Annotated in this window: 10 protein-coding genes, 1 tRNA gene and 1 pseudogene; 5 read left to right on the top strand and 7 right to left on the bottom strand. The window is 51.9% G+C overall.

The genetic code is table 11. The features are described 5' to 3' along the window. Position 1: 1 nt before the first annotated feature. From MKO97_RS03075 to MKO97_RS03065, 3 genes are all read right to left on the bottom strand, one after another. Positions 2 to 1,696 carry a hypothetical protein gene (locus MKO97_RS03075; protein ID WP_241104603.1) on the bottom strand — a complete coding sequence of 565 codons (1,695 nt, stop codon included), beginning with the start codon at positions 1,694 to 1,696 and terminating at the stop codon, positions 2 to 4. 92 nt (positions 1,697 to 1,788) lie between these two features. Next, positions 1,789 to 3,282, bottom strand: coding sequence for a GH3 auxin-responsive promoter family protein (locus MKO97_RS03070; RefSeq protein ID WP_241104602.1), 1,494 nt, complete (start codon positions 3,280 to 3,282; stop codon positions 1,789 to 1,791). Positions 3,283 to 3,287: 5 nt separating this feature from the next. Then, positions 3,288 to 4,151 carry a M23 family metallopeptidase gene (locus MKO97_RS03065; protein ID WP_241104601.1) on the bottom strand — a complete coding sequence of 288 codons (864 nt, stop codon included), beginning with the start codon at positions 4,149 to 4,151 and terminating at the stop codon, positions 3,288 to 3,290. A 117-nt stretch (positions 4,152 to 4,268) separates the two neighbouring features. Between MKO97_RS03065 and tatA (MKO97_RS03060) the strand changes: the two are divergent. Together tatA (MKO97_RS03060) and tatA (MKO97_RS03055) are read left to right on the top strand one after the other, a co-directional pair. Further along, positions 4,269 to 4,427, top strand: a pseudogene (gene tatA / locus MKO97_RS03060) (twin-arginine translocase TatA/TatE family subunit); the annotation flags it as partial. Between the two features lie 168 nt (positions 4,428 to 4,595). Beyond that, on the top strand, positions 4,596 to 4,784 hold the full coding sequence (gene tatA, locus MKO97_RS03055) for a twin-arginine translocase TatA/TatE family subunit (protein WP_241104600.1): 189 nt from the start codon (positions 4,596 to 4,598) through the stop codon (positions 4,782 to 4,784). A 48-nt stretch (positions 4,785 to 4,832) separates the two neighbouring features. Here tatA (MKO97_RS03055) and MKO97_RS03050 read toward each other — a convergent pair whose 3' ends face one another. Genes MKO97_RS03050 through MKO97_RS03040 form a run of 3 tightly spaced genes read right to left on the bottom strand, consistent with a single transcriptional unit; the run spans position 4,833 to position 8,346 of the window. Continuing rightward, positions 4,833 to 6,956 (bottom strand): Tex family protein, encoded by a 2,124-nt coding sequence (locus tag MKO97_RS03050; RefSeq protein WP_241104599.1) that lies wholly within the window; start codon positions 6,954 to 6,956, stop codon positions 4,833 to 4,835. Positions 6,957 to 7,004: 48 nt separating this feature from the next. After that, a complete protein-coding gene (locus MKO97_RS03045) occupies positions 7,005 to 7,907 on the bottom strand; it encodes a cation diffusion facilitator family transporter (RefSeq protein WP_241104598.1) in 903 nt (300 codons plus the stop codon). Positions 7,908 to 7,914: 7 nt separating this feature from the next. Further along, positions 7,915 to 8,346, bottom strand: coding sequence for an RpiB/LacA/LacB family sugar-phosphate isomerase (locus tag MKO97_RS03040; RefSeq protein WP_241104597.1), 432 nt, complete (start codon positions 8,344 to 8,346; stop codon positions 7,915 to 7,917). Between the two features lie 698 nt (positions 8,347 to 9,044). On the opposite strand from MKO97_RS03040, the gene rnr reads away from it, so the two are divergent. The 3 genes from rnr (at position 9,045) to MKO97_RS03025 (ending at position 12,813) form a co-directional block, all read left to right on the top strand. Next, positions 9,045 to 11,273 carry a ribonuclease R gene (gene rnr / locus MKO97_RS03035; RefSeq protein ID WP_241104596.1) on the top strand — a complete coding sequence of 743 codons (2,229 nt, stop codon included), beginning with the start codon at positions 9,045 to 9,047 and terminating at the stop codon, positions 11,271 to 11,273. Between the two features lie 67 nt (positions 11,274 to 11,340). Next, positions 11,341 to 12,009, top strand: coding sequence for a head GIN domain-containing protein (locus tag MKO97_RS03030; protein ID WP_241104595.1), 669 nt, complete (start codon positions 11,341 to 11,343; stop codon positions 12,007 to 12,009). Positions 12,010 to 12,108: 99 nt separating this feature from the next. Further along, a complete protein-coding gene (locus MKO97_RS03025) occupies positions 12,109 to 12,813 on the top strand; it encodes a LysE family translocator (protein ID WP_241104594.1) in 705 nt (234 codons plus the stop codon). Positions 12,814 to 12,838: 25 nt separating this feature from the next. Here the strand turns inward: MKO97_RS03025 and MKO97_RS03020 are convergent. Further along, positions 12,839 to 12,912 (bottom strand) — tRNA-Cys (locus MKO97_RS03020). Positions 12,913 to 12,943 lie beyond the last annotated feature (31 nt).

The following is a 12,943-nucleotide window of genomic DNA, read 5'->3' as shown; positions in this document are numbered from 1 at the left end:
CTTACTTTTTTACATTAAAAATCTGCTCCAATATCTTGATCGTAATCAAATATGTCGGTTTCACGCCGGTGGTACCCAATCCGCCTGATGCGAGCGTACTACCCGTCTCAAGTGGGTTGTCCGATGCGTAATAGGCATACCGCACTTTCACGTCGGGGTTGATGCTCTTGCGGATTTTCGAAGCCGACTGGATGGCCTTTTGGTAGTAGGCCCCTTCCATCTCGAGTCCGATGACCCCCCAGGTCGATTCGTGGAAGAACTTTAGCAAATCACGGTTCTGCAACGAGGTGCCCAATACGGTCACCATCGGCCCGGCATACACCGGAATGCCATCGCCTTCGAACAAATCGGGCGTCAATTCATTGTCAAACGGATAGTTATCACCCGTTCCTTCGTTGATATGGGCCGACGGAATCATGATGTCGCCTTTCCCGCCTTCCAAAATACCGGCTTTTCCCATAATCGACACCGACACAACGTTCAGGAAGTGCTTTTTATTTTTCGCCTCCACATAAGGTTTCAACAATTCGTCGATGGTTTCATAGGCCTGCTCGCCGAAGGCATAGTCCATTACGATGAGTACCGGGGCTTTATCGCCCACCTCCGCCGTCGGAAAGGCCGATTTTTTCCAGTCGATTTTTGCGGTGTCGAAAATCTGTACGTCGATGTTCGTGCCCGAGGCGTCCGGAATGGAAATCATGCCATGCTGCAACGCGAATTCCTCAACCTTCTTCCGAACGTCGTGCGCACCCGAGCGGCTTAATTCCTCATAAATGAAATACTCTGGTTTGTCCTTCATCTTCGCTTTCAGCACGTGGGGCGCGAAAATCGAATTCATCACACTGTGCATGTTCGCACTGATGATGTGGATCGGACGATCGAGCAACTGCTGCTCGTTCAGCGTCTGTTTGATATTGGTCGCCCAAATCTCACCATAGATGTGGTGCCCCAGCCGTTCGCGAAGGATCGGACTGAAGGAAATGGTGCGTTTGTTGTTTTCCAGGAGTTCTTCGATGGCCAGTTTCCCGAGCCAGTAAATGACGTGCAGGAAACGATCCGGACGGTCGGCAAAGGCAAACTCGTCGTAAATTTCCTGTACCTCAGCAAACGTGCGCCCGAGGATGTTCGCCGCGTGCGAGATGGCTTTCTCCCGCTCTTCCAATGGCAGGGGTTTGCCTTGCATCACCGCCTGTTCGAGTTTCTGCCAGTCGCGCGATACCTCACCGCTTTCATCGATCAACACACGGTCTTTGATTTTATGCGATTCGATGAAGATGAAGGTCAGGTGCGTGAGGATGTCATAGATGTCGGAACGCCCGCGGGTGATTTCGACATTCATCTGCTCATCGTCGATGCGGTAGCAGTTCCGGCGGCGCTTGGGCGGGATGATGGGCTTGAAATGCGATTGCGAATAGCCTTCGTCGGAGGTAAGGTTGATGAAACGGCACTCCTCGATACCCACCGGCAAACGCTCGATGACATATAAAAGACCGCGCAATTCGACTTTCTCTTCCGCAATCGATCCGTATATCTCCGGACGCAGCGACAATAGTGCCTCCCGAAGGGTTTCACCCGAAACGCCCATCGGCTTATAAAAGCCGCGGTTGAACAGATGACGGATGGTAATATAAAGACGCTCAATGGCCGCGGATGATTCCTGGGCCCTCGAACGTGAAATGGTTTTGCTTTGCTTCATATGGGGTAGTATTCTCTGGAAAAAGCCGGTTTTATTTCTTTTTTCGTGGTCATACGGCGTTTTCCTAACCTGCAAATGTAGGATTTTTATTTTTATCGGGTTTTTCGGGGTAATGCATCCGCAATACGACGGTCGTTCCCGAGTCGTGGCAGCTTGTTCTGACCGCCGAGTTTGCCGATGGATTTCATATACGCGGTAAAGCCTCCGGGGGCCACCGACGTTACCACGGCCGTCCGAAGCACTTTGCCCGAAATGAGGTCGTCGTAATACTTGTTCTGCTTCCGCAACGAGGTGTCGATCGCCCGTGCAAAGGCATCGGGGTCGCTGGGTTCCTTACCGAATTCGACCAGCCATTCATGATACGGAAGTCCGGTTTCCGGGTTGACCTGTGGCGCTACCGTAAACTCCTGTATGACGGCATCAGAACCCGCCACGGCTTCCCGCATCGCCTCTTCCACCTCCTTGCCGATGACGTGTTCGCCAAAGGCTGAGATATAGTGTTTCAAACGTCCGGTCACCACCACCCGATACGGCGCCAGGCTGGTAAACGCAATGGTGTCGCCGATGTCGTAGGCCCACAATCCGGCGTTGGTCGACAGGATCATCGCATAGTTCACACCCATTTCGACCTCACCGATGGTATAGCGGCGCGGGTTCTCGTCAAAGAAGGTATCGGCTTTGATGAATTCGTAAAAGATGCCGGCGTCCAGCAACAGCAGCATGCCTTTTTCAGCCTGGGTATCCTGGTAGGCGAAGAACCCTTCCGAAGCCGGAAACAGTTCGATGCTGTCGACCTCCCGTCCAATCAGCTCACGGAACCGACGGCGATAGGGCTCGAAGTTCACACCACCGTAAATAAACAAGGAGAAATCGGGGAAGATGTCACCCACGGGTTTTCCGGTGCGCTCCACCAGTTTTTCGAAATACATCTGCACCCATGACGGTATGCCGGAAATGACCGCCATACGCTCGGGCAGAGTTTCGGTAACAATCGCATCCACCTTGGTCTCCCAGTCGTCAATGCAGTTGGTTTCCCACGAGGGCATCCGGTTGCGCTGCAAATAGCCCGGCACGTAATGCGCCACGATGCCCGACAAACGTCCCAATTGGATACCGTTTTTCGTTTCCAGTTCCGGACTTCCCTGCAGGAAAATCATCTTGCCATCTACGAAATCGGCCTTTCCGGTTTCGTGGATGTAGGATAGGATGGCATTGCGCGCCGCCTTGATGTGATACGGCATCGACTCTTTGGTAAGCGGGATGTATTTGGCACCCGACGTCGTGCCGGATGTCTTTGCGAAATACAGTGGCTTTCCGGGCCATAGGATGTCTTCGTCTCCGGCCACCACGCGATCGACATACGGGCGCAAGGCCTCATAATCACGAACAGGCACCCGACGTACGAAGTCGGCGTGGTCGCGAATCGACCCGAAATCATGATCGCGGCCAAATGCGGTCTGACGGGCCTTTTCGATCAATTCACGAAACACCTTTTGCTGGCTGGCTACCGGTGCGGAGGCCCATCGGCGGGTTTGCCGGTCGACCATCGCGGCGAACCATTTGGCGGCGGTTGATTTAAACGACATAGGACTTATTCAAATTCGATGAATTGGGTGGGGTCGATGGGATAGCCGTCTTTCCAGAGTTCGAAATGCAGCTGCGTACCACCTTGTCCGTGCGTATTGTTTCCGGCCGCGCCGATTACTTCCGCGGTACGGACGATATCCCCTTCCGATTGCGACAACGAGGCGCAGTTCTTATACACACTGATCACACCATCGCGGTGGCGGATGATGGCCACGTAGCCGGAAGCGGGTGTCCATTCGGCAAAGACGACAGTGCCGTTGGCTACCGACTTCACAGGCGTGTCTTTGGTGACCGAGACGTCAACGGCATAGTGACGGCGCGCGGCCTGATAGCCCTGAGTGATATGGCCTTTGACGGGGGCAAAAAGCACGAGGCCGCCCATAGGTTTGGCCTGTTCAAAAAGGTTGTATTTGTCTTCCTGCTCGACGGCACGGCGCAGCGATTGTTCGGCTTCGGACGCGGCGGGTACGTCCTGGTCGGCCGTGGGTGTGGCGGTAATCGAATCCTTGCTCAGGCGGGGGTAGTCGATATCGTTGGTCAGCACTTTCCGGATCGATGCCAGGTACGCCTCATTCTTGCGGACGGCCTGATCAAGCGAATCCGATTTCAGGGCCAGGTCGGTGGCCGCCTCACGAAGGCCGGGTGTGGCATAACCCGGAATGTACTCCCGCAACGGCGTAAAGGCAATGATGAGGGTCGTGAAGAAGATGATCAGCACCGCTCCGATGGTGGCAACGACGAAGACGTTCATGAGGGTGAGGCGCAACGAGAAAATCTCCGCAAAGGTGTCTTCATTCAGGATCACCAGACGGTTCTTCGTAAAAAGCCGTTTCTTGAGTTGCTGTCGTTTGTGTCGTTTCTCGGCCATGGCGAATCGGGATGCGCAAAGATAGGCAAGCACGGCGCACGACCGTAAATTTATCACAATTCGGCGTTCCGTCCTTGTTGTTTTCGTTATATTTGTTGACAGCTTAAAGCCAAGAACATGTCTGCACTTACCGTTTTGTTAGGCGAATTCGGAGTCAAGGAAATCCTGCTGATCGTCGTGGTGATCCTGTTGCTTTTCGGTGGAAAGAAAATTCCGGAATTGATGCGCGGACTCGGCTCCGGCGTGAAGGAATTCAAAAACGCCGCGAAAGACGAAGCCAAACCGGTGTCAACCGACCCGATTGCGCCCACTTCGCCGCTCACGCCGCCGCCATCCCCTACATCTGAATTGCCTGAAAAAGACAACCCTTCGGCGTAATTTTAGCGAAAACCCTGCCGTTTTCGGATTTCGTCCCTATCTTTGCGCACTTTTAATTGTGAAATCATGATTGCAATGCACCTATTGTTGGGCGAATTCGGGGTCAAGGAAATCCTGTTGATCGTCGTGGTCATCCTGTTGCTTTTCGGCGGAAAGAAAATTCCGGAACTGATGAAAGGCCTCGGATCCGGCGTCAAGGAATTCAAAAACGCCGCGAAAGACGACAGCACAGCCAAACAGGAAGAAGCGAAATAACTACTTTCGAAAATATGCAAACCGGACGACTGTCCGGTTTTTTTTTTGCTAAACAACCATCGTCAACCCAATCCGCTTCCGTGCCTCATCTACGTCGAGCACTTTGACCTGCACGTGTTGGTGGAGTTTCACCACTTCATTGACGTCTGATACGAATCCGGCTTTGAGTTGGGAGATGTGCACCAGGCCGCTTTCCTTGATGCCGATATCCACAAAACAGCCAAAGGCGGTGATGTTGTTGACGATGCCGGGCAACACCATCCCCGGACGCAGGTCGTTTATTGAGCGAATGGTATCATCAAAAGAGAAAACGGCTGCCGCCTGACGCGGATCAAGGCCCGGTTTCTCCAATTCCTTTACAATATCCTTCAACGCCAGGACACCCACCGTTTCGGTTGTGTACTTTTCCGGCTGTATCTGCGAAATACGGTCTTTCTTTCCGACCAGGTCAGCCACGGACAAACCGTGGTCTTTCGCCATCTTTTCCACTACCGCATAGGCTTCCGGATGCACGGCCGAATTATCAAGTGGGTTGCGGGCTCCGCGTATCCGCATAAAGGCCGCCCCCTGCTGGAAGGCTTTGTCGCCCAATCGCGGCACTTTCTTCAACTGCGCCCGGCTTTCAAATGGGCCGTTCTCGGCGCGGTAGTTCACTATATTCTCGGCCAGCTTCTCCCCTATTCCGCTTACATAACTCAGTAAGTGTTTACTGGCCGTGTTCACGTTCACCCCGACCGCGTTCACGCAACGCATCACCACAGCATCGAGTTCTTCCTTGAGTTTGGACTGGTCGACATCGTGCTGGTACTGCCCCACGCCTATCGCCTTGGGGTCGATTTTCACCAATTCCGCCAAGGGGTCCGACAGGCGTCGCCCGATGGACACTGCTCCCCGCACCGTCACGTCGTATTGCGGAAATTCGTCCCTGGCCACTTTCGATGCGGAATAGACCGACGCGCCGGCTTCGCTTACCACAAATACCTGCAGCGACTTGTCAAAGGCAATCTTCTTGATGAACTGCTCGGTCTCGCGCGAGGCGGTGCCGTTGCCAATTGCGATCGCGTCGATTTTATAGGCATTGGCCATCGAACGCACTTTCTTCATCGCCAATTGCAAATCGGATTGGGGAGGATGCGGGAAAATCGTTTCGTTATACAACAAATCACCTTTCTCATCGAGGCACACGACCTTGCAGCCGCTGCGGAAGCCCGGGTCGATGCCCATGATGCGTTTCTCTCCCAACGGCGGCGCCAGCAACAATTGCGACAGGTTGTTGGCAAACACCTGGATGGAGTGTACATCTGCCCTCGCCTTTGCCTCCTGCAGGGCTTCGTTGGAGATAGCCGGCGCCAGCAGTCGTTTGTAACTGTCGGCGATGGCCTGCTCGAGATGGGGCGTGGTGTCGTTCTCACTTCGGATGACGATACGCGCTACCAGTTCGAAGGCTTCATCGGCATCGACGTCGACCTTCGTCCGCACAAATCCTTCCTTCTCGGCCCGTAGCATCGCCAGTAAGCGGTGGGCCGGCGCTTTTGACAACGGCTCCGACCAATCAAAATATTGGGTGAATTTCTGGGCGGCTTCATCGTCTGCCTTTCCCTTCACAACCTTGGCTGAAAGGGTGGCCGTGCGTTGGAACAGGCGTCGCAACTGGCGGCGGACGTGGGTGTTTTCGTTTACCCATTCGGCCACGATGTCGCGCGCACCCTGCAACGCTTCGTCTTCATTGCGGACGTTATCATTGAGGTAGCGCGAGGCGAGGAAGTCGACATCGTCGTTTCGCTGCGCCATCAGGATGCGCGCCAATGGTTCGAGTCCGTTTTCACGGGCGACATCCGCGCGGGTTTTCTTTCTTTTTTTATAGGGAAGGTAGAGATCCTCCAGTTCGGTCAGGTCATATGTACCCTTAATCTTTTCACCAAGCTCCGGCGTAAGGGCTCCCTGTTCGGTGATGGCGGCCAGGATGGCTTCCCGTCGCTTTTCGAGCGCTTCAAAAGCAGCGGCCTCTTTGGCGATCCGTTCGATGGCGACCTCATCGAGGTTGCCGGTCTGGTCTTTTCGGTACCGCGCGATGAAGGGAACAGTACAGTCTTCAGACAATAAGGAAAGGGTGTTCTCGATTCCTTTTCTCGGAACCGAAACCGATCGGGCGATGTACTCAACAAGCGTCATGGGCAACGTATTCAGCGATATAGCGATCTCGGATCAGGCCGCGTCTTCCTATTCCTGGCAGACGATCTCTTTGGGTCCGTATACTCCGAAATCGGGCTGCAAGGTACAATGTGTAATGTGAAAATCGTCGTGCAAACGCGTTTCTATTGCCGATGCCAGTGCCTTGAACTCGGCCACCGTCATATCGTGCTGACAATCAAGCCGGGCCTCGAAATGGAGTGCGTGGTCGGTGAGCCGCCAGATATGGACGTGGTAAAGCCGATGCGGAGCGATAGTGGGCTGCAGGCGTTTGGTAACCTCCGACAAGACGATTTCATCGGGTGTAAACTGCATCAGGATGCCGACGGAGGCCCGCAGCACGTCATACGCCAGATAGACCAGGTAGATGCTGATCGCAAGCGTGATGGCGCCGTCGATCCAAAACCAATGGAAATAGCGCATGAGGAGTCCGCCCACGAGTACCGCCACCGACGCCAACGTATCGGAAAACAAGTGGAGGTAGGCCGACTTCATATTGAGGCTTTGGGACGCGTCTTTATGGAGGAGAAGTGTTGACACTCCGTTGAAGACGATTCCTGCCAACGACAGCCAGATGACAGCGTCGGGCGCGATCGAAACCGGTGTGATAAAACGGGAAATGGCTTCGTATCCCAACAGCAGTGCCACCACGATCAGGGCAGCGGCATTGAGGAACGCGCTGATGATTTCGGCCCGCTTATACCCAAACGTACGGCGTTCGCATGCCGGGCGATGGGACAGCCGGTGTGCGACCAAACTGAATACGAGCGATAGCACATCGCTGAAGTTGTGAAGGGCGTCTGACAACAGCGAAAGACTTCCCGACAGCAGGCCACCTATGACCTGTGCCAGGGTAATCACGCTGTTAAGCAGGATGGAAATGACGAGGTTTCGTCCGGTTACAGGGGCAGGATGATGGTGTCCGTGGCCCATGTTCTAATCAGGAACAGGCGATCTTGGCGACACGGCCGGCATGGCGCCCGCCTTCGAACTCGGTGCTGAGGAACGCTTCCACCATCTCTACGCATTGCGTGACCGACGTGAAGCGTGCCGGAAGGGCGATGATGTTCGCGTCGTTGTGTTGCCGTGCCAAAACGGCGATCTCTTTCATCCAGCACAAAGCGGCCCGCACGCCCTGGTGTTTGTTGGCCGTCATGGCGATGCCGTTTCCGCTTCCGCAGATGACGATACCAAACTGCGCCCGCCCACTTTCTACGTCAAGGGCAACCGGATGACCAAAGTCGGGATAGTCGACGCTGTCAGAGGTATCGGTACCGTGATTCAGGAGTGTGTGGCCTGCTTTTTCAAGAGCGGCGACGAGGGCTTTTTTGTAGTCAGGACCGGCGTGGTCATTGCCAATGGAAAGGATCATTTTCAGGAGTGTTGTGTGCGTACAAAAGTACGGATATTGCCGCATTCAATGGCGTAAAACGGTGTAATTTAACCACTTCCGAAAATGCAAGGAAATCTCTGGGACGATAGCAGAAATGCAGGGTCTTTGTTAAAATCTTACGTTTGTTAATAGAAAAACCTAAAACACTGAAAACCAGTGATGCGTTCATCAACACGATCGGTGGATAACTTATCAATGAAAAAAGGTAACTTTTCCTTGGTGGTGTTTTCTTTTTTCGCATACCCAAACGGCATCGGGAAAAGCAAATGTTTTTGTCGGTATTTATGGGTTAGTTATGAGTGTTTTTTCACGGCTTATCAACAGCTTTTGAAAGGGTGTTTTTTCGACAAATTCGTCTTGTTTATAACTATCAACAACTGTCGATAAACTTTCAATTTTCCTTCGTTTTTAGGAAATTACCCCTGCATAGCTGTGTTAGCAAATTGTTATAAAAAGGTAAATCGAGAGTTACAAGCCGTCCGAAAAAAATTTATTGCAGCTATTCACACCCTATTATCATCATCAAAATTCAAATTTTAAATTTCCCTTTTTCTTTTGTTGTTTTTTAAATGTGTTGAAAACCTTTCGTTGGTTTGGGTACTGCTTTTCAATTAAACCGGTGACCGTGAAGCCGCTGTCGGGGTTATTTCGTACTTTCACTGGGTTAAATAGAAATAATGCGAAAAAAGAGTAAAAAGCTTGGCGTCAAGCAGAAGGATTTCACTGAGAAAATACTGAAGATCCTGTCAAAGCACGCCAACAAGGAATTCAATTACAAACAGATTGCGGCACGCCTGGAAGTAGATGACACACAGAGCCGCAACCAGATCATCAAAGATTTAAAACTACTGGCTTCCAAAAAGAAAATCGACGAAACCGAACCTGGTAAATTCGTCATGAAGTCAGACGGTAAGCACTATCACGAAGGTATCATCGATATGACCAGCCGGCGTACGGCCTATTTCGTCTGCCCGGATTTCGATGACGATGTATTCATCCCAACCAACAACCTCAACAAGGCACTCGACAAAGACCGCGTAAAAGTATACGTCTACAACAAACGAACCGGCCGTCGTGCGGAAGGGGAAGTCGTGGAGATCATCGAACGCGCCAAGACTGAGTTCGTAGGTGTGATCGATATCCAGAAGAACTTTGCGTTCGTCAGCACGGCCAACGCGAAGATGTATACTGATATCTTCATCCCGAAAGACAAAATCGGCGCTGCCCAACAAGGTGACGTCGTATTGGTGCGCATTGACGATTGGCCGCAAAAGGCCGACAGTCCGTTTGGCGAGGTGCTGAAAGTACTCGGTAAGCCGGGCGAACACAATACGGAAATGCATGCGATCCTGGCGGAATACGGACTACCCTCCGACTTTCCGATCGAAGTAGAAGCCTTCGCGCAGAAGCTCGATACCTCCATCCACGCAAGTGAAATCGCCAACCGACGCGACATGCGGCAAACGCTGACGTTTACGATCGACCCGAAAGATGCGAAGGATTTTGACGATGCCCTGTCGTTTGAAAAATTACCCAATGGCAATTTTGAAATCGGGATCCACATCGCCGACGTATCGTATTACCTCGAAGAAGGAACCGTCCTCGACGATGAGGCCTACCAACGGGCCACCTCCGTCTACCTGGTCGACCGCGTGGTTCCGATGCTGCCGGAAGTACTGAGTAATTTTGCCTGTTCCCTCCGACCGCACGAAGAGAAGTATACCTTTTCCGCCGTGTTCGAGATCAGTCCGGCCGCGCAGGTCATCAACCAATGGTTTGGCCGTACGGTGATTTATTCCGACCAGCGTTTTTCCTATGAGGAAGCGCAGCACATCATCGAAACGAAGGGTGCGACCATCCCGGCAGAGGTATCCCTTACCGGATCCGCCTATGAAGTGCCTGCCGAACTGCAGGAAGCCGTCCTCAAACTCGACGAACTTGCCAAAATCCTACGACGTGTGAGGATGAAGAACGGTGCGATTTCGTTCGATAAAGTGGAAGTGAAATTCCAGTTGAATGAAAACGATGAGCCGACGGGTGTGTACTTCAAAGTCGCCAAAGATTCGAACCACCTTATCGAAGAATTCATGCTATTGGCCAACCGAAAGGTAGCTGAGTTCATAGGAAAGCAAAAGAAAACATTCGTCTACCGGATCCACGACGAGCCGGATGAAACCAAACTCCTCAATTTCCAAACCGTGATTGCGAAGTTTGGCTACAAGATCGACTTCCGTTCGAAGAAACACATTTCGACGTCGCTTAATGAAATACTGACCGAAGCCAATGGACGTAAAGAACAGAACCTGATCGATACGCTGGCGATCCGCAGTATGAGCAAGGCGAAGTATTCGACGGAGAATATCGGGCATTACGGACTCGCATTCGATTATTACAGCCACTTCACCTCCCCTATTCGACGGTATCCCGACGTGATGGTACACCGCCTGTTGCAACACTACCTCGACGGTGGTAAGTCAGCCGATGCCGATCTATACGAAGATCGTTGTGAGCACGCGTCGAGCATGGAAGTGCTGGCGACGAATGCCGAGCGCGACAGTGTGAAGTATATGCAGGTCAAGTATATGCTCGACCATCAGGACCAGGAGTTCCTGGGTGTCATTTCAGGGGTTACCGAATGGGGTATTTATGTGGAAGTGATGGAAAACAAATGTGAGGGTATGTGCCGCATCCGGGAAATCAAGGATGATTACTACACCTTTGACGAACGCCAGTATGCATTGGTGGGCGCCGTTTCCGGAAAGATACTGCAGTTGGGCGATGAGGTTTACATCAAGGTGAAGCATGCTGATTTGGTCAAGAAACAACTTGATTTCACCTTCCTGCGTCGTAAAGACGAGCCGGAGGCAGAACCCGAGAAATCGAAACCATCACGCCGTAGACGTTAAATCATTATAATTTTTGGTGCAGGTGCAACGTTTTGTATCAAAACGACGTCTTTAGCCAAAAGAACATATGAAACGAATCCATTTATTGTTTGCGTTGCTGTCGCTCCCCGCCTTTTCGCAAGAGATCAGCCGTGAGGTAGGTGCTTTTGACAAAGTAAGCGCCTTTGACCAGATTGATGTATTGTTGATTCCGTCGGATGAAAACAAAGTCATACTGAACGGAAAAGAGGCTGAAAAGGTAGAGATCGTCAACAAGAACGGCGAACTCAAAATCCGGATGCCGCTTGGACGTTTATTAGCCGGTGATGCTATTTCCGCTACCGTCTTTTACACCAAACTCGAAGCAGTGGAAGCCAATGAAGGTTCCCGGATTGCATGTGAGAAAGCGGTTGAGACAACACTTTTCGAGGTCGAAGCCAAAGAAGGAGGTGAAGTGCGAATGGTGCTCAACGTAGGGAAACTGAACGTGAAAGCGTCTGGTGGTGCCCGTGTTTCGCTTGATGGCACGGCTACCAACCAGGAAGTCATCGTCAATTCAGGTGCGGAATACAACGCCTCAAAGCTCGTTACCGGACAAACGGTCGTGACGGCGAATGCCGGCGGTAATGCTGATGTAAACGCATCGGAACTGGTGGAAGCAAAAGTACGGGCCGGTGGCAATATCCGTATTTTCGGTCATCCGCGCCGGGTGGAAGAGAAGACGGTCATCGGTGGTACGATTGTTCGAATGGACTGATCACCGGAATCGAAATACAAGGAAGGCCCCCAACGGGGTCTTTTTTATTGCGGATATGTGCCATTGATTGTTACATTTGTGTTTCGACCAGGTGTTACTATGATGCAGGACATACTTTCGGCCATCCTTCCCGGTATCGTGTTGAGTTTCATGATCGGACCCGTTTTCTTCGTTTTGTTGGAAACCAGTGTCGTGAAGGGAATCAAGGCCGCTATTATCTTTGATCTGGGTGTGATCCTGGCGGATATCGTGTTCATCCTGATCGCTTATCTCGGAAGTTACCGCCTGATTGAGACGATAAAAGACGATCCGGCGCTGTTCATCTTCGGTGGGCTCGTCTTGCTTTCGTATGGTATTATTACCTTCCTGAAACACAAAAAAGGCTCTAAAAACCTCGATCCGGAGAATCCGGTAGAGTTGGCACGCGCGAACTATTTTGGCTTGTTTGCGAAGGGATTTTTCCTGAATTTCATCAACGTCGGCGTGTTGGGTTTCTGGCTGATGGTGCTCTTAAGCATCGGGCCTGAACTCGAACTCAAGCCGTCGCGCATGCTGGTATTTTTTACCACGCTGATCTGCACGTATTTCGTGGTTGATATCGGTAAGATCCTACTCGCCAAACAACTTCGGAACAAACTCAATCCGAAGAACATCTTATTGATCAAGAACATTATCAGCCTGATCCTGGCTATTTCCGGTGCGGTATTATTGGCAAAAGGACTCTTCCCGAAACAAACACGCATTGTGGATGAAGTCGTCAATAAAATCGAACAACGCGCCGATTCCCTTAACCGAAAACCATAAAAAAACCTCCCGTTACAGGAGGTTTTGGAGGCATCGAGCGGATTCGAACCGCTGTAGGAGCTTTTGCAGAGCCCAGCCTAGCCACTCGGCCACGACGCCATGATTTGAATGGACGGCAAATCTAACCAAT

The sequence above is a fragment of the Flavobacterium sp. HJ-32-4 genome, from assembly GCF_022532105.1.
GTDB lineage: Bacteria > Bacteroidota > Bacteroidia > Flavobacteriales > Flavobacteriaceae > Flavobacterium.
Note: the sequence above shows the minus strand (reverse complement) of the source record. Positions and strands in the feature narration are given on the sequence as shown.